11 protein-coding genes are annotated in these 18,172 nt (G+C 41.8%); 5 read left to right on the forward strand and 6 right to left on the reverse strand.

Going from position 1 to position 18,172, the window contains the following annotated elements:
• Positions 1-285: 285 nt before the first annotated feature.
• Complete coding sequence (locus ACIQCO_RS00640; protein ID WP_400424552.1) at positions 286-1,032, reverse strand: phytanoyl-CoA dioxygenase family protein; 747 nt, start codon at positions 1,030-1,032, stop codon at positions 286-288.
• Between the two features lie 497 nt (positions 1,033-1,529).
• On the opposite strand from ACIQCO_RS00640, the gene ACIQCO_RS00645 reads away from it, so the two are divergent.
• From ACIQCO_RS00645 to ACIQCO_RS00665, 5 genes are all read left to right on the forward strand, one after another.
• A complete protein-coding gene (locus ACIQCO_RS00645; protein ID WP_400424555.1) occupies positions 1,530-3,767 on the forward strand; it encodes a pyruvate formate lyase family protein in 2,238 nt (745 codons plus the stop codon).
• Positions 3,768-3,785: 18 nt separating this feature from the next.
• A complete protein-coding gene (locus tag ACIQCO_RS00650; protein WP_400424558.1) occupies positions 3,786-4,727 on the forward strand; it encodes a glycyl-radical enzyme activating protein in 942 nt (313 codons plus the stop codon).
• Positions 4,728-4,850: 123 nt separating this feature from the next.
• Complete coding sequence (locus tag ACIQCO_RS00655; protein WP_400425882.1) at positions 4,851-5,918, forward strand: amidohydrolase family protein; 1,068 nt, start codon at positions 4,851-4,853, stop codon at positions 5,916-5,918.
• Between the two features lie 13 nt (positions 5,919-5,931).
• Positions 5,932-6,288, forward strand: coding sequence for a Rieske (2Fe-2S) protein (locus tag ACIQCO_RS00660; RefSeq protein WP_400424561.1), 357 nt, complete (start codon positions 5,932-5,934; stop codon positions 6,286-6,288).
• A gap of 29 nt (positions 6,289-6,317) precedes the next feature.
• A complete protein-coding gene (locus ACIQCO_RS00665; RefSeq protein ID WP_400424564.1) occupies positions 6,318-8,366 on the forward strand; it encodes an alpha-amylase family glycosyl hydrolase in 2,049 nt (682 codons plus the stop codon).
• Between the two features lie 127 nt (positions 8,367-8,493).
• Here ACIQCO_RS00665 and ACIQCO_RS00670 read toward each other — a convergent pair whose 3' ends face one another.
• The 5 genes from ACIQCO_RS00670 to ACIQCO_RS00690 all read right to left on the reverse strand — a co-directional run bounded on the left by ACIQCO_RS00670 (position 8,494) and on the right by ACIQCO_RS00690 (position 18,158).
• Positions 8,494-9,510 carry a LacI family DNA-binding transcriptional regulator gene (locus tag ACIQCO_RS00670; RefSeq protein ID WP_400424567.1) on the reverse strand — a complete coding sequence of 339 codons (1,017 nt, stop codon included), beginning with the start codon at positions 9,508-9,510 and terminating at the stop codon, positions 8,494-8,496.
• A gap of 120 nt (positions 9,511-9,630) precedes the next feature.
• Positions 9,631-11,805 (reverse strand): motility-associated ABC transporter substrate-binding family protein, encoded by a 2,175-nt coding sequence (locus tag ACIQCO_RS00675; protein ID WP_400424570.1) that lies wholly within the window; start codon positions 11,803-11,805, stop codon positions 9,631-9,633.
• 28 nt (positions 11,806-11,833) lie between these two features.
• The gene (locus tag ACIQCO_RS00680; protein ID WP_400424573.1) at positions 11,834-15,088 is read right to left on the reverse strand and encodes a glycoside hydrolase family 31 protein; all 3,255 of its coding nucleotides are present in this window, start codon (positions 15,086-15,088) and stop codon (positions 11,834-11,836) included.
• A 29-nt stretch (positions 15,089-15,117) separates the two neighbouring features.
• The gene (locus tag ACIQCO_RS00685) at positions 15,118-17,205 is read right to left on the reverse strand and encodes a glycoside hydrolase family 36 protein (RefSeq protein ID WP_400424576.1); all 2,088 of its coding nucleotides are present in this window, start codon (positions 17,203-17,205) and stop codon (positions 15,118-15,120) included.
• Between the two features lie 47 nt (positions 17,206-17,252).
• Positions 17,253-18,158 carry a nucleoside hydrolase gene (locus ACIQCO_RS00690; protein ID WP_400424579.1) on the reverse strand — a complete coding sequence of 302 codons (906 nt, stop codon included), beginning with the start codon at positions 18,156-18,158 and terminating at the stop codon, positions 17,253-17,255.
• Positions 18,159-18,172: the final 14 nt, after the last annotated feature.

The raw sequence follows: 18,172 nt of genomic DNA on the forward strand, positions 1-18,172 counted from the left end.
GGCTAATGAACCAACACGGACATCAAAGTAGTTTGAAATAGCATTATAAAAAAAGGTATCAGGTGAAGAAGTTCACCGAGCTAAATAGAGTAGGCGCATGAAGAAATTCATGCGCCGGCATCTTAACACCAATAAATTTTTTACTATAAAAATTTATTTCTAAATTGCATTTTTTTGCCAATAAGAAAGACCAATCCGTTCAAATGATCTTTCAATCAAATGAAAGGAGTGGTCATGAATTTAAAAAGGTTTCGCAATTCCCAAAGGACGTTATTAAAAAATAAGTCAAGATTTAGACGGAACGTTTACACATGGGTTTCCGGCCACATTTTCTCCACGTGCAAGCCAAAACTTCCAACCATTGTTCATGTCAACCGGAAGCACTTTTGTATCAGCCGAGATATATCGCATGGTAAATCCAAGACGGCGATATGGGCTGGTATTTGCGTTTGCTCCGTGAATGATGCGGGAATCATGGATAGAGCATTCCCCTTTTTTAATCTCAAAATCAACAGCATTGGATTCGTCAACATCCTTAATTTTTGCATGGAACGTACTCACTGTCTGATCGACAGACTCGTATTCAGAAAATCCGTTGGTATGGCTTCCAGAAATGACCTTCATACATCCATTTTCTTTTGTCACGTCATCGAGCGCAAGCCAAATGGTTACGATTTTGTCGTATTTATCGAAACGGCCATTCCAATACGCCGAATCTTCATGCCACGGTGTAAACCTGCCGACGTAAGGGTCTTTACAAATAAAGTGACTAGTCCACATGATGATATTCGGGCCAAGGATAGGCTCCACTAAATCGAGTGCTTCATCACTCAACAAATATTCCAATAACCGTTCATCACGAAAATGAGGCGTGTCAAGTTCATCTGACAATTTGCTGCCTTTTTCCGCCAGGTGTTCCTGAAAAATTTCCTCTAATCGCTCCATTTTCTCTTGAGAAAATAACGGTTTATGATATAAATAGTACCCATTCTCGTTAAAAAAATCGACTTCCTGTTTTGAAAGTTTAGCCATCTCATTTCCGCCCTTCAAATAGTTTAAAAGTTTCCTGCGTGAATTCAACGATTCGTCAGACTCATCTTCATACGAATGTATGTATCCGCTTCCACAAAAGGTTAGGATCGTTACAAAAAGTCCAAAAGCGTTCCCATTGAGCCTCCTTCTCTATTTAATTTTCAACCTTGCAATTTAATGTTAAGCGTTTAACATGATGTTGAGATTAACGTAATCTTATTACAAGGTAATTTATATTGTCAACAAAAAAATTGAATCTTTCAAAAAATAAAAATTTATCTTGAAATTTTTACGATACCACATTCATACATGAAAAAGGCGGAAATGGACTTCAGCATCTGAATCAAGGATCTTATCCCCGTTCAAAATGATCATTTAGATTTTCCTTTCTTTTTAACATCAAAATAGCACAATTTTAAGCAAAATAAAACAAGACTTTTCCTTATGCTGACCCTACAATGAAATCAAACGGGAACTTAAGGGAAAGGTGAGTACATATGAAGACGTGGAGAGATGATTTGGAACAAGCGGTCATGTTTACCGAGACCTACCGCAACTATAAAAATGATCATGTAGCAATCCTTGAGGCCATGTGCTTAAGTGTGCAATATCCGTATGCATTCGAACCCATTCAAGCAAATGATCTCATAGCAGGCAGATTTCGAAGGCCTTGGGTACGGTTTACATCGCATGATTGCGATGAGCTTGCGTTCACCTTTGACGAGAAAAGAATGATAGAAGCATATGAAAACCCTGATGCGAGCAAATTCGAGAAGCAAAGCATAATGGAACTGATCAAATTTTGGAAAACGGAAAATACACAAGCAAAGGTACGGGCGGCTTACCCGCCATACTTGGCTGAAGCCCTGCCGAGCGACAATTGGGTCGGCGAACCGGGAATCGCGTTTCCATTGTACAGAATGTGCGGCGTGATGCCGGATTTCGGCAAGCTGCTGCAGCTTGGCATACCTGAATTGAAAGCAAAAGTTGAACGTCACCTGCAGCAAGCTGTGCGCGAGGGGGGTGATGTCAAGTTATTTGAGGGCATGGGGCTTGCGCTTGATTTGTTTACCGGCTCTTGCCTTTATTATGCCGATCAGGCTGAACAGATGAGCCTAGGCGAGTCCGATGAAGCGAGGAAATTGGAACTGGAAGAAATAGCGGCTGCACTCAGGTCCATTACCAAGGATCAGCCAACGACCTTCCGGGAGGCCATCCAGTTGTTTTGGCTCTATTCTCTTCTATCCGGAGTTCGAAATTATGGCCGCATGGATGTATATTTCGGCGACTTCTTAGCAAACGATCTGAAAACAAATGTATTATCTGAGCCTCAAGCATTAAAGCTTGTGCAATCGCTTTGGCGTTTGATTGCATCGTTAAAAACCGTGTATGAAAGCCGGGTCATAATCGGTGGTTTGGGCCGTCGGAATCAATACAATGCGGACCGGTTTGCCATGCTTGCCATGGAAGCATCAAGGACGGTATTTGAAATTGAACCTCAGCTCACGCTTCGGTGCTATACCGGCATGAATCCGGACTTGCTGGAGAAAGCCTTGACCGTCATTGGCGAGGGAAGAACCCTCCCTTTGCTGTATAACGATGATGTGAATGTAGAAGCGGCAGCCAATGCATTCCGGGTCAGCCGTGAGGAGGCTGAAACGTATGTCCCGTTCGGGTGTGGAGAATATATTCTTGAACATCGAAGCATCGGTACTCCAAGCGGGGTCATCAATTTATTAAAGGCTCTTGAAGCGGCACTCCACAACGGCATCGACCCGATGACAGGCAGAAGAATCGGCCTTTCAACAGGGGAGCCCCAAGAGTTCACATCTTTCGATATACTGTTCGATGCATACAAGCAGCAAATTGATTATTTTACGGAAATCATGGCTGATCAGGAGGAACTGGAATATCGGGTAATCGGCGGGACCGCTGCCTATTTGTACACAAGCATGCTATATGATGATTGTATGGAACGTGGCAAATCCCTCTTTGATGGCGGCATCACCTACTTGGGCGGCACATTGGAAACGTACGGAAACATCAATACAGCGGACAGTTTAACTGCTATCAGGGACTTGGTTTTTGGAAAGAAGCAATTCAGCCTGGAGCATCTCGTACAATGGCTTGATGCCGATTTCCAGGGATTCGAGCTGGAGCGCAAGGAGTTGCTGAAAGTCCCTAAGTATGGAAACGATGATGACCTCGCAGATGAAATGGCAAAAAAAGTGCATCAGCACATTTGCACTACCATCAGTAAACAACGCAGCCGGACGAATTTGCATTCCTATTTGAACGTCATTATCAATAACTCAGCGAATACCATTCTTGGCCGGTATACTTCCGCGTCTGCGGATGGCCGAAAAGCAAGGGAACCGATGACAAATGGGAATACTCCCTCCGGAGGCAGCGACAAGAATGGCATGACCGCTTTGCTCAATTCCATCGTTAAACTAGACCCGCGAATCCATGCCGGGGCGGTTCATAACTTAAAGTGCAGCAGAGAACTGTTTACGGAACGAAGAGAACAATTTAAGGCTGTTTTGGACACCTATTTTGCCAAGGGCGGCACGCAGCTGATGATTTCTGTCGTTAACCGGGCCGAACTGGAACAGGCAATGATCGAACCAGAAAAGTATTCACATGTATTTGTCCGTGTCGGCGGATTCAGCGCAAGATTTGTTGAATTGGACAGGGACGTTCAAGAAGAAATCTTAAGCCGGACTCTTTATTGATTTGGAGATGATCATTCAATGGTCAGTGTTAAACCTTTGGTGTTTGATATTCAACGTTTCGCATTACATGATGGACCGGGTATTCGAACAACGGTTTTTCTGAAAGGTTGTCCATTAAGGTGTCAGTGGTGCCACAACCCGGAATCACAAACGAAAGATCCTCATTACTCCTTTCATTACGATACTTGTGTGCGCTGCCTGAATGAAGGCCGGATTTGTCCGGCCGGAGTCTTTAAATCGGATCAGGCCAATGATACGCTACAGTCCATTCGGGTCGGGAAAGCGAGAGTTTTCCATGATCGTACGTTAATCAATGAAACCAGCATTGCTGCCTGCCCCTATGATGCGATCAAACTGATCGGTTATGAGACAACGGTTGAACATGTGCTTTCGGAAATAAGGAAAGATATGGATTATTATACGAGGTCAGGTGGCGGAGTCACGATATCAGGCGGGGAACCGATGGTGCAGTATGAATTTGTCAAAGAGACCGCATCCCTCTTACAAAAGGAAAGCATTCACGTATGCCTCGATACATCTGGATATGCACCGACTAATAAGTTCAAAGAAATCGCCAGGTTTATCGATTTGTTTCTGTTTGATTATAAAGAAACAGGCGAGGAGCGTCATCTGGCGGTGACGGGAGTATCGAACCGACTCATTTTGAAAAATTTGGATGTTCTGTACAAGACAGGTGCTTCGATCATTTTACGCTGCCCGCTGATTCCAGGCGTCAATGACTCCCCCGAGCATTTGGCCGGCATTGCTGCAATGGCCCGCAAATATCCAAACCTTAAAGCCGTTCATATCATGGCTTACCACGATATGGGCAACCATAAAGCAGTCCGGATTGGAGCCACCGCCCCACTTAACCACATTAAATCAGCGGATGAAGCTTTGAAAGCAAACTGGCTGCAGACTTTGCACGAACTTGGCTGTGAACAGGTTTTATTCGGATAGAAAGGCTGCCTAATGTAAATATTTGAAACTTCAGTGGAATAAATAACTATTACATGTGTCGAAGCAAAAAAAGTGAGGAAAGTCTATCGATTCAATAAATATATAAAGGAAAGGAATGTGATGATGAACATGTCAACCAATTTAAAAGTTATTGATGTCGATGTGCATAACCAACTAAAATGCTCAGATGATTTGTTGCCTTTTTTACCGGAGCCTTGGAAATCCCAAGTTGCGCGTACAGGTATCGGTATTCCAGACCGAGGCTATCCGTCTCCTGTCGGTGTAATTCGTAAAGATTGTACACCTCCCTCTGGGGGCCCAGCTGCTTCTGATCCAGAATTTCTTGTAAAAGATTTGATTGAACCATTTAATATTGAATACGCAATACTAACTGGTAACATGATGGATGTCTCTACAATGCATGACCCTGACTATGCTGCAGTAATCGCTTCGGCTTATAACGATTATCTGATATCCAAATGGCTTTCCATGCACCCATCCTTTCGAGGTTCTATAGTTGTGGCAACTCAAGATCCTATTCTTGCAGTAAGAGAAATTGACCGCATGGCAGAACACCCTGAAATTGTTGGAATTGTGATTGGCAGTGCACAGCGTACCCTGCTAGGACAGCGACAATTCCATCCTATCTATGAAGCAGCTGAACGTCACCGACTTCCAATTGCCATTCATCCAGGTGGTGAAGGTGCTGGTATATCATCTGCGCCGACAGCATCTGGCTATCCAACACGATACATTGAATATCACACGATTTTGTCGCAGAACTATATGGCGCACGTCACTAGTCTTGTATGTGAAGGTGTCTTCGAAAAATTTCCAAATCTAAAGTTTGTATGTCTTGAAGGTGGCATAGCATGGTTACCACACCTTATGTGGAGGTTAGATAAAAACTATAAGGGACTACGTTCTTCGGTACCATGGCTAAAACGACTTCCGAGCGAATATATTCGCAGCAATTGCTTGTTCTCAACACAACCAATTGAAGAGCCTGAAAATCCAAAAGATTTGCTGACAATCTTTGATATGATCGATGCTGAAAATATTCTGATGTTCTCTAGCGACTACCCACATTGGGATAATGATGATCCATCAAAAATATTAAGAGGATTAAGTGCAGAAGCAAAGAATAAAATTTTTTATCAAAATGCAAAAAATCTATATAATTTATCATAAAAGGTGGGATTGTATGGCTGTGCATTATGTAGCGGGAATTAATGAAATTCCTGAAGGTACCCATAAAATAGTTGATGTTAAAGGATTTTCGATCGGTATTTATAATGTCAGAGGAGAATTCCATGCATTAAACAACTATTGTCCACACCAAGGAGCTAAGCTATGTAAAGGAGAAGTTTGTGGAACTAATATTAAATCACAAGTATATCAATATATTTATGGCAGAGATCAAGAGATTTTACGTTGCCCGTGGCATGGATGGGAATTCGATATTAAAACAGGTAAGTCTTTATTTAGTGACAAAGTAAGAACGAAAAAATTTCAAGTAGTTATTGAAGGAGAAAAAATAGGCGTAGTTATCGGAGCATAAAAACGGCCAATAAAAGGGAGGATACACATATGAAGGTCACTGAATCTAACGAACTATTAATCTTAAAAGAGGGGGATTTACATTGCAAATTTAATAATCTTACCGGACAGTTATTGAATATAACCAATAAGGGAATGGAATGGAAAACAGGAGGACTTTTTATCGATATCGGTTGCGATGAGGAATATAAACTTGGTCTTCTTAAGTACCATTCATTAGATCCTCTCCATACATGGGAAATGCCGCCTATTGAGCCGATAAATCAACCCCAAAAAGAATGGGACTATATCGGATACAACGATCGAATCGATGAATTACATATGAATTTTGCTTTCGATGATCTCGTAATCACCGTCATCTATCAGATTAACGGCGATACTTTAGAGGTATCCACTCGGGTAAAAAATACCCGTTCTGATAGAAGAATGATAAATGGTTTGGCTTTTATTTTACGTGATTCTGCTCAAGCTGGAGATGTTCGGTTTGAGTTTCCCGGAAACGTCCCACATGATGAATTTCGAATTTCACAACTAAAACCTTTTGAACCAGTTGTCACCGGACTTGTGAATCCCATTATTCAAACAGTATCTGATTACGGAAATCTCAATATTCTGTTTGTAAATGAAGAAGAAAAATGGAGCAGCGGAGTTTATAAAGATGAAGCAGGCATCCCCCATTATGTCAATATCGCTTGCCTAGAAAGCTATATCAAACCGAATGAAACTATATCCTGTGGGAAGCTCTATATTCAGCCCATCGGTCAAGAAGACCCATTTGTGCCGATCCGAGAACTTTATAAGAAAAAAGGCTGGAATCCACCAACCAATGGTCATACGGAAGGGGTTTTGTATTCTTGTCATCCGCATGGCACGATGGACTCGGACTTTCAGGATCGAAAGACAATAAGAGAGTATGCAGAAGAAATGGAAAGACTTAAGAAAATGGGGATTGATCACGTTTGGATTTTACCCATTTTTGAACATCTTGATCGAGGTGTATACCATCCAACCGATCAAAAAATTATTGATTCCCGCTATGGCACAGATGAAGATGTCAAGTATTTCAGCCAAAAACTGCACAAACTGGGCATGACCTTACTGTTTGATTATGTCCCACATGGCCCTGAAAAGGATGATCCGCTAGGAATTGAGCATCGTGAGTGGGCTTCGGTTTGGCGAGATGGCACACCTAAGATCGAATGGAACTGCTTATCATTCGACATGACCAATCCAGTCTATCGGCAATATACGACAGAGCTCGTCGAGAATCATGTGGAGCGGTTTGATATTGACGGAGCAAGGATCGATTGTGCGATGGGCGGCCTCTCCAATTGGAATCCCGTTATGGGAAATCGGCCGAGCAGCTCGAGTTTGCGAGGTGGTGTATGCATTTCGAGTGCCATTCGTGAAGGTTTTCTGAAAAAAAATAAAAAGCCAATCGTCACGCCTGAAAACTTTAACCCGGTACCTGTTTATGCTCCATATACGGATATTTTCTACGATATGCCGCTATATCGTGTATTGTTTGAAATGGAAGAGGCAAATTTAGCTCTAGATGAGTATGCCAAACGCCTGACAAGATGGCTGAACCACCAATTACTGTCAACACCCGAAAACTATCTCAAGTTACGTTTTCTTGGAAACCATGATTCAGTGAGCTGGGTTTGGCAAAAGGCACGGGCAACCGCAGTTTACGGAGTAGAAAAAGCAAAAGCTTTTTGGGTGTTAATGGCTACGATTGATGGAATCCCAATGATTTATCAAGGGGATGAAGATGCTTCCATATATAGAAAGGAAGGCCCAGTGCTAGTAGAGTTCTTTACGGAGCTATTTGCTGCAAGGAAAAAGTATCTCGGAAATAAATTTGATATAAACTATTTATCTACCAATACAGCCATCATTGCCTTTACTCGAACAAAAGGAACTGAAAAACGACTTGTCGTTATCAACTTGTCCCCGAACAAAGAACAATGGTCATGTGGTTTTCAAATACTAGTCACATTGTTCGGACAGACACAAAATGCGGGAAACGAAATTTCCCTTGACGGATATAGCTTCGCAATCTTACAAATAATCTAAATTTATCCAAGGAAAAGATGCTATTGGTTAGAAAGAGGATACAGTATGAACTTTATCCTCCTTTTATTTTTCTTATTGTTATTTCCCGTTCACATGTTGCCCGTTATGAGTTTGGTGCGGCCAGCCTTTATTTCTTTGCATTAATTCTTTTGACAGAGTCTCTTTCAACTAAATAAGGAACAAAGCATTTTACTTTTTCCTCTACTGGATCAGTTTTCATCAACTTTAAAAGAACCTCCATAGCATAGTTGCCGATTTCGGCTGATGGCTGTTTGATCGTCGTAAGCTTTGGATCAGTCAACTCAGTTAAATAAATATCGTCATATCCAATAAGGGAAATGTCGTCCGGACACTTTAACCCATTATCTTTTATCGCATTCAGTGCACCGAAAGCTATAAGGTCATTACCGCACACAATTGCTGTAAACTCGGAACCTTTTTCTATAAGAAGCTTGTTATAATCATAGCCTGTTTCCTGATGATAATTGCCGATCTTGATGAGGGAATCATCGGGTTCAATACCATACTCTGTTAGCGCCTTTAAGTAGCCCTCTAACCTTAGGTTCCGGCTTCCGGACATTCCTGCCCCGCCGATAAAGGCTATTTTGGTATGGCCTCTTTCTATGATATGCGCTGTAGCATTGTAAGAGCCCTCAAGATTCCCCACATATACCCGGTAGTCCTCATCCCCTTGCTCGCGATCAATCGAGACATACGGAATATTATAATATTGCAGCTCTTCAATACTACTGTTACTTGTTGATTTTTCACTGCCAGTGATGATGACACCATCTAGATTGTATTCAAGAATCACATTAATATATGAACGTTCTTTTTCTTCATCCTCGTCCGTATTGCAAAGGATCAGTTTGTAACCAGCCTTATCCGCTCGATTCTCTATTCCTTTAGCAAGCTCTGCAAAATAGGGGTTCGTAATATCAGAAACAATCAAACCGATAATATTTGTGCGATTTTTAACCAAGCCTCTCGCTAACCGGTTTGGCCTGTATTTTAGTTCCTTGGCTATACGAAGTATTTTATTTTTTGTTTCCTCACTAACATTTCGATAATCACCATTTAGCACCTTGGAAACCGAAGCAGTCGATACACCTGCTTCCCTGCTGATATCCTTTATTGTTACCATATAACTTCCCTCATTTCGAAGATTGCCAATTTCCTTATGTTATTTACTATACTTTTTAGGCTTAAGTTCTGCAAATTCAAGCTGTACGACCGAATTTGCAGAACTCGGGTTTATAGCATTTTATTTAAATTCCACAACGGCATAAATCGGCACATTGTATAGCGTCACGACAGCATTTTGATTCTTGACTTCATAAGTAGATTCAATTTTACTGCCATCTAATGTATAAACTTGAATATCTTTATACGATTCTTTAAATCTAACATCTATCTTTAACTCTTCTAGCGAATTGATTTTGTCCTGTTCTTTTGCATAATTATAGTTGATAACATGTATTGCTCTGCCTTCATTCGTTTTATGCATTTGAATTCCGATTTCCGGGTCGGAGGCTTTAAGCTGCCAAACGTCTTCATATGCCTCATTAAAGCCTTTTACAAAATTCTCAAGTGCTTCCGGTTTGATAGAAGGATTTTCGATGTAAATTACGTTACTCATTTGTTTCATTTTTTCTAGCCACCCAGATACATTATCGGCTGCACGGCCAAAAATGAGCAGCTTGGATCCCCTGTTCACAAATTCCTCGAATACTTTTGCCTGATTTTCCGTTAATATATCACAATCAGGCAGTACAAGCAGGTCGTAATCGCTAATGTCTTCAATACTGAATTCGTCTGCTCTCAGATCGTCATCTGCCGCAAGCTTAATATCATAGTTAACTTGCTTGTCAGATAAAGTCTTGATAACCTCCCAGAATGGAAGTCTTGGTGAATTTGGATTATTGATATCATCAATCTTATAAGACAATAGGCCTGATTCATTATTATCAACCAGATTGCTTGAATAGCCTGAAGCCGTTTCTCGCCAGTAATAGCTTGGGAAGCTGTATAAAACGGCCACATTCGAACCTGATTTTTTGGAGTACAGATTTTCGTTATCAGCGAGGAATGTTTGAACTTCCTCTGTAACGGCTCTTGGCGGTGTAAAGGAATCCTTGATCGTATTGCCCATCCAACCGCCATATGGTACGGCCATGTTGCAGCCGTATACCGATGCTTCGAGCAAGAAGATGCGATACAAATCGAAGCCATTTCCAGTTTCGATCATTTCCACGAGCTCAGGGACAATGCCGCCATATGGGTTTTCCGCCACGACGATTGTCTTATCACCGGCAAAGCCAGCGGAATACCGATACCAATATGGCTGTTTAAATACGGTCTGTCTCATTTCCGTGATGATGACATCTACTTTTGATTCAATTGGATAGTAGACAGGCATCAGGTTAAAGAAGTTTCCTGAGACTAAAATGTCTTTTCCTTTCTTCTTCTTCCCATATTCCTTGGCATGGTCGACAAGTTCCGTAAAATACTTCTTCACTGCCCGAACCTGGAAATGCCAATATTCTTTAAAGAGCGGCACTTGCACCCCTGTCGGATCCTTTGGAAACTTAAGACCTCTTTCATTAATATACCCTTTGTAGTCAAATGTATCTAAATCAATATCATGGTATTGGGGATCTAATTCTCCTCTAGCTTTTAAATCCTTAAGGTATTCTCTAAATTGCTTTCGGCAATCGTTACAGAAGCATCCTCCAGCCTGTATTGATGTGATAGGCAATTCACATTCATCAAGCTGAATGCCTGGCACACCTGCATCAATTTGGATTTCCATAATCTTCTTTAAATATTGTCTCCACACTGGATTGTTTCTGCACATCTGGTACGCAATATGCTTATGGCCAACAACCTCGACCCAATTAGAATGAACAGGTTCTCCTTTATAATCGATTGCCGCACATTCTGACCAAAGATCTTTAACCTCTTCCCCGTCACTATTGAATAAGCCTTCCGGGAAATAATCCTTTAGACTTTTTCCAAATACCTTATCGTGCTTTCCAGAGGTAAATTCTCTTAGTCCATACCAATCATGGTTAGTTTCATCTCTTAAAACATTCAAGCCCTTAAATGCCGTACCATCATCGTTAAATACGGCCGGAAACTCCCACCCCTGCACCTCGAAAACGATTCCAAAAACCTTGATCCCTCTTTTATTGCACTCTTCGATAAATTCGCTATCGTTCATAAATCCGTAAAATCTTAAACGCGGATCTACTTCTCCAAATGCTTCGTGCTCAAGAAAAGGAAGCGATATGGAACCTCCGCCTAATGCTGACCATACCAAAATGGTCCCCTTATATTTTTCTAAGTCCTCGATCATCTGCATGCTGCGAAATGGCAGGCTCGGATGATAGCAGTGGTTATTTTTGTACCACCCGTCAAAGTAAATTCCTCTTTCCATACAGTTCACACTCTTTTCATTTGTATTTTTAGGGCATATATAATAAATCATTAACCGGCTGGCCTTGTTTGTCCACTAAACGCAGATTAAATCCATATTCCCTGCCGCTATAAGGTTTATCACATTGTACGGCTGCTTTGACTATAATCTGATTCCAGCCTTCTTTTAAAGAAACAGCTGTACTCCGTTCATTGATGGTGATCTTGTTGGATTGGAATACTTCTTCATGATTGACCCAAACCTTTATTGAACTTTCGGCTGATAGCTCAAGGAATGCTTCCCTTTGGGCATTCGACCATACTTTGCATCTGCAATAGGAAAGTCCTTGAATGGCTTCGCCTTTGCTGAATGCTCCCAGCCTTCTTAAATCCACATATCCAAAACAGTTAAACTCGTTGTCTGAATCTCGTATCCATGTCAGCTTTTTGGATTGATGCTCATAGAAAGGTTGATGCGGATTTCTTTCCGGTTCGAATGTAGCATCAAAGCCTGCGTTATCAGCATTTTCGAAGCTGCCCACCATGGACCATCTCGTCAAAAACCCTGTGCCCCAACTGATCGGCATCCTGGTCTTACGAATACAATTCTTTTCATTCAAAAATTCAACTTCAATGACTCCCTCCGTTAATGATGGAAGTGCTTCTGCCATAGGATGAACTTCCCACTGCAGATTCGCTCCGGGATAAATCGTCGTTTCTTGTTGTTCTTCCTGATAGATTTGGAGCTTCCAATACGAATTGATGTCATGGTCGCTGCGGTCCGATTTTGTTATCGTCCAGCCTTCCGGAACGATCAGTTTAGCTGTGACAATGGTGTCTTTGTATTCCATAAACGTATCAATGGTTAGGTGTATGGTTACTTTCCCATGACTCTCCATATCTGTATCCGCAAACAGATGGACATCTCCCAATCGCTTTTGCTGATCCGTCTTCTCAAGTATGTCCGCTTGCTTTATGAAAACTTCAAAGCTAGTGTTTGTTGAAAGATTCCTGCACGTGATTGTAAGAGTTCTATTCGGCTCCAGGTATTCCCAATTCTTACACATGTCGTTTCCTATAAAAATTTCCTTTGGCCGATCAACATCATGTAAGACAATCGTATAGTCCCTTGCTGATAAAAGGCTCTCGTCCACATGTACAGGATAGATTTTCACAGACTTAACGGCATCTTCCATATACTCAATCCTTGTTTTTACATACCAGTCATTTTCATATTCGTAGGTTTGACCGTCATCGTCATACAGCTCAAAAACAGTATTCTTTCCCGGATAAACATGAACCGTTATATCTTTGTTAAGTGTTTCATCAATCGATTGGGTTACCGCACTCATTGGAATGACGCTTCCTGATTTTACAAATAAAGGTATTTTGTTTAATGGAGCGCTTACACGTATGAAGTTCTTTCCTTCATATTTCCTATCTGTCCAGTAGTCGTACCAGTCTCCTTCCGGAAGATACACTTCCATCTCCCTGACACCTTTATCCAATACGGGGGCTACAAGGATATTCGGACCGAACATAAATTGCTCAGTTCTCTCTACGGCTTTAGGTTCACTGCCATAATCCATGACCATGGCACGCATGAGTGCTTTACCCTCTGTTGTAATCTTATGTGCACAGCTGTATATATAAGGAATGAGCTTGTAGCGAAGTTCGATATATTCTTTCACAATATCTTCTGTCTGTTTGCCATATGACCATGGTTCATTTTCAGGCTTTGTACCATGCGTTCTAAAAAGCGGGCAAAATACACCCCACTGCAGCCAGCGAACGTACAACTCAGGGGTAAAGTCCATGTTGGTGATAAAGCCGCCAATATCAGTAGTCCAATAAGGCATGCCCGACATGCATACTCCCTGTCCGACTGCGACCTGACTCTTGAGAACCTCCCAGGAAGCATCGATATCGCCAGACCAAAGCGTGGTTCCATATTTTTGCATACCTGCATACGTGGTTCTTGCCAATGTAATAACTCTTTGTCCGAAGTCACCCCGTTGCCCATCATAAAGTCCTTTCGCCCATAGAAGCGAATAGATATTATGAACTTTTTCCCTTCCCCCCAGGTAACTCTCGGTTCCCGGGAAATGTTCCTCAAGCTCGCCCATATCAGTCCAATATCCTTTGATTCCCTGCTTATAAAGACGCTTGAATTCATTCCACCATGCCTTTCTGGCATCCGGATTCGAATGGTCAAAGGTATATCGCTTTCCTTCTGGTACTTTATTTAAAAATGCGGCGTTTTTAAATTCCTCAAATTTTAATCCACTCGGCGACAGGAATGGATGCTGCGCCTGCATCACCTTAAAGCCCATATCCGAAAGCTCCTGGAACATGACCGTAACATCCGGCCAGTTTTCTTGATCCCAAACCAAATCTCCAAATTCCCGGAACCAAAGCCAGTCGATAATGAGCACATCACATGGAATTTCTTTTTCGCGCATTATTCTTGCAATAGTTAAAAGCTCATTCTGTGAACGGTAGCGATTTTTACACTGCATAAATCCAAACGCCCATTTTGGCAGCATAGGCGCAAAGCCGGTCAGGCCGTAATACCCCTTCAAAATCTCATCAAAATTTTCACGGCAGATGATGAATAAATCAAGTTTGTTATCCCCTTCTAGCAAGATAGCAGATGTATTTGGATCTGTTTCTCCAGAGTTCTGATCCCAACCCCTAGGTGCAGGAGCCATAATCTCTCCCATTCTATTAAATTCCGCCACTTCCGCTTTTCCTATGGCAAATCTTGATGGCCAAGCACTATTTAACAGAATTCCATAGCCATTCGTGGACATCATAAATGGCACGCCGCCATTGCCGCTCCGTCCATTACTGCCCCATTGCTGCCACATTCTTCTTTCTTTATCCCGTTGATTCAGGTTAGCCATCGGGTCTTGACCCAAACCATATATTCCTTCATGTTCTGTTAGCGTGAAGCGGGCTACTTTCCTATTGTGTTCGATTGACATGAAAGGACCTGTAGAAGAAAGGATTTCTTTTCCCTTTTTATTAGATATGGCAATAGAAAAAGGATTTAATTGAAGTTCTGCCCTCAACTCACCAGTAGATAATTCAAGTGAATTTTCTTTAGTGTCTAGCTGAAAAGCCACATTGTTCACACAGGCATGGACAATAAAGTCTTCCTCGCCATTCCAAGCACCAGAATCGGTGTATCGAAACCTGATAACATCTTTTTCTGCAAAAGTGATCGTTGCCATGCCTTTTTCAAAATACAAGATAAGCGAGTGATCCCTTTCTTCCCAACTTTTAACCGTTTGGAGTTCCATGGGTTCTCCCCTTTCAAAGCCTATATTTATCAAATTCCTTCAATTTCAAAAACTCTTGCCGAATTCCTGTTAAGCATGGTGATACTGATTGTTCCACAGTCTTTGTTCCATATATGCCTGCAACTTTCAGGATCGGGATAGGAACATTTGATAGATAGATCCATGCCTTTATATTCTTGCAATGGGAGAAGATAAGTATCTTGCTGATCCTCCAGCCTCCACACAGCCAGATAGATTTTTTCTGCGCTCTTCAGGCCTAAACTTAGCCATCCGTCTCCATACGTTGGAATACCTAAGGGCCAAAATGGGATACTATTCGGAATATCACTTCGAATCGATTTGTAATACTCGATCCCCTGCTTGATTCGTTCTTGTCCTTGATCTGTTATTCCGAGGATATTTCCGCTTTGTTGAATCCGTAGCAGCATGGTATTCACCATATTAAAAACAACTTCTTCATCATTATCCGTTAAAGGGTACGACCATACTCCGCACTGCTCCGGTGTTACAGCAATCGGGGCTGCTGCAGAAATAACGGCGTATTTTTTATAATCTGACTGGTCACTTGTGGATTGAATACTAAATCTGCTCAGCATCGCATAATCCATCCGCATGCCTCCGCTGCCGCAGTTTTCAATAATAAGCTCAGGATACCTCTTGAATATGCTGTCAATCCACTTTAGATATGCCCTGTTATGCTCCAAAAGTCCATCGCCAAAGCTATCAGCATAAAGCTCTGTTCCAATTCCACCGTTGATGTTATAATCCATCTTTATATAGCCTGCACCATATTCGTTTACCAGCCTGTCTATTATTTGATCCGCATACTTTACAACCGCTGAATTACGAAAATCTAATTGGTATCGTCCATGGTCAATGATCCTTTTCCCATGCCGGACAAAAAACCAATCATCAGGGATCATTTTTGCAAGCGGGCAATGAATACCCATAACTTCTATTTCTAGCCACAATCCTGGTATCATTCCCTTTGAACGGATATAATTTAGAGGTTCTTCGATCCCTCCAGGAAACCGTACGTTCGAAGGCTGCCACTCGCCAACGCCTTCCCACCAATCTCCATCCGAATACCAGCCTGCATCAATGCAGAATATTTCACAACCAACTTCCGCTGCTGCATCAATCAGTGGCTTTAGCTTTTGTGTCGTAGGATCACCATCGAGGCAATTCGCATAGTCATTAAAGATAACAGGCAGCTTTTTATTGTCTTCATTTTCCCTTCGAATGAGCCGCCTGTATTTCGTCAGTTCTCCGATAGCCTTTTCAAATTCACAGCTAACTCCAACGGCTGCTGTTACCGAAGTAAAGGTTGCGCCTGGCTTTAGTTCTTTCCACCAATGGCTTTCATTTTCGGTAGGACCGCTTAATTGAATATATAGATGCTCCGCTTGTTCCCCTAGTTCCCAATGCCAGGAGCCATTATGCTCTATCTGCCATATTAGAGCGCTTCCACTTTCAAGATTTTCAAAGCACCCCATTGGAAGAATCTCAGATGAAGACCATGTACCCGCACTGTTATAAGCAATTCGTTTTAAAGTTACATTATTTACTGGGGATAATCCCAGTTCCGGCAGCGAGTATTTTCTCCACTGCATTTCTCCATACCAGGTGTTATGGGGAATATAAAGCCTGCTTGTTTCGCTCCAGCATCGCAGTCCTTCCTTCTCGATTCCCGATAGTGCAAAGGAGGACACGAATTCAATCCCTTTGGAAGACTCAGACTTGTTAATTAGCTCTGTCCAAGCTCGAACAACCGAAACGTTATCATAAAACTGGATATGGCTTATGACAATAAGCCCATCCTTCTCAAGTTCAATTTCAAGCTTTCGGCCTTCATGATTTCTGAAGTCTCTATGATCCTTATACTCTAGCAAAAAACCAGGGTTGGTTCTTGTGTGCTTAGAGCCGTGATGGTCGTCTTGATTTTCTCCCGTTACCTGAACCTCTACAAGACGGCATCTTTTTCTTTGCTCTGCATTTTTATGGGTTGCTTCATCGTAAGGAAGAGAAGAAAAATGAAGCAGTCTTACATCCATTTCTCCTGTTACTTCAATCGCTACATGGATTCTATTTTCACTTAGAGATATAATTTGGCTCATGGTTTCTCCTATTAAATTTCAATTAATCTCTATCGGTGTATATGATCTTACCCAAACACACGATCCATAAAAAGTTTTGTAAACTTCTCATGATCTACGTTCTTTGCCGTCCAGATGTTGGAATTTACTGGATCTGTATTGCCCCATCTGTAGCTCGTCTGATTATGGGTTGCACCTCTGGTAAATTCACCCTTTGTTTCGATGACAATTCTTTCTTCCTTAAACTCTAGCAGTTCCTTATCAAAAACTGCACAAACAGCCAAAGGGTCATGAAGGATTGGCAGATAATTATTGATTTTTGTCCAACGCCCAATCAGTTCAGATAAAAACTTGGTAATTTCACTATGTGGATGCTCAATTCTCTCGACATCCTCCTTCGTGAGTTGACACTGAAGTGTCACATCGAGACCGACAGCCTTTATTGGAATGCCAGATTCAAAGACAATCCTTGCTGCTTCCGGATCACATTCGATATTGTACTCATTGTAATGGAAGTAATAGGCTCCTCCCATCATAACAATCCTTTTGATCCTATTCTTAATTTCCGGCTTCTTGACAATAGCCAACGCGATATTGGTTAGGGCGCCAATCGTGACTAAACTAATGTCACCCTCCGATTTCATCACAGTATCAATGATATAGTCGGCAGCATCCATATCTGTATTGACTGTAATGAAGTCCATATCCGCTGAATACTGATTTGGAATCTCTTGGTCATCCACTTTGCCTATTAGAGGCTGTGCACATCCGATATAAACAGGAATATCACCTCTGCCCAGCATCCGTAATACACTTTTTGCTAGTCTTGCTCTGGCTGCAGTATCTTTCCAAACTGTCGTTACGCCAATTAAATCGATTTCAGGCGATTTGACTGCCAAAGAAATAGCAAGTGCATCATCGATATCATCGCCAATATCCGTATCGATGATAATTTTTTCTTTCATCTCACTCATGCTTTTAAAATCCT

Origin of the sequence: Neobacillus sp. NPDC093127 (assembly GCF_044754175.1) — a bacterium.
Lineage (GTDB): Bacteria > Bacillota > Bacilli > Bacillales > Cytobacillaceae > Neobacillus.

What these genes read in the sequence shown, in the direction of transcription:
- ACIQCO_RS00640 (WP_400424552.1), bottom strand. Translation starts at nt 1,032, where the DNA reads ATGGCTAAACTTTCAAAACAGGAAGTCGATTTTTTTAACGAGAATGGG.
- ACIQCO_RS00645 (WP_400424555.1), top strand. Translation starts at nt 1,530, where the DNA reads ATGAAGACGTGGAGAGATGATTTGGAACAAGCGGTCATGTTTACCGAG.
- ACIQCO_RS00650 (WP_400424558.1), top strand. Translation starts at nt 3,786, where the DNA reads ATGGTCAGTGTTAAACCTTTGGTGTTTGATATTCAACGTTTCGCATTA.
- ACIQCO_RS00655 (WP_400425882.1), top strand. Translation starts at nt 4,851, where the DNA reads ATGAACATGTCAACCAATTTAAAAGTTATTGATGTCGATGTGCATAAC.
- ACIQCO_RS00660 (WP_400424561.1), top strand. Translation starts at nt 5,932, where the DNA reads ATGGCTGTGCATTATGTAGCGGGAATTAATGAAATTCCTGAAGGTACC.
- ACIQCO_RS00665 (WP_400424564.1), top strand. Translation starts at nt 6,318, where the DNA reads ATGAAGGTCACTGAATCTAACGAACTATTAATCTTAAAAGAGGGGGAT.
- ACIQCO_RS00670 (WP_400424567.1), bottom strand. Translation starts at nt 9,510, where the DNA reads ATGGTAACAATAAAGGATATCAGCAGGGAAGCAGGTGTATCGACTGCT.
- ACIQCO_RS00675 (WP_400424570.1), bottom strand. Translation starts at nt 11,805, where the DNA reads ATGGAAAGAGGAATTTACTTTGACGGGTGGTACAAAAATAACCACTGC.
- ACIQCO_RS00680 (WP_400424573.1), bottom strand. Translation starts at nt 15,088, where the DNA reads ATGGAACTCCAAACGGTTAAAAGTTGGGAAGAAAGGGATCACTCGCTT.
- ACIQCO_RS00685 (WP_400424576.1), bottom strand. Translation starts at nt 17,205, where the DNA reads ATGAGCCAAATTATATCTCTAAGTGAAAATAGAATCCATGTAGCGATT.
- ACIQCO_RS00690 (WP_400424579.1), bottom strand. Translation starts at nt 18,158, where the DNA reads ATGAGTGAGATGAAAGAAAAAATTATCATCGATACGGATATTGGCGAT.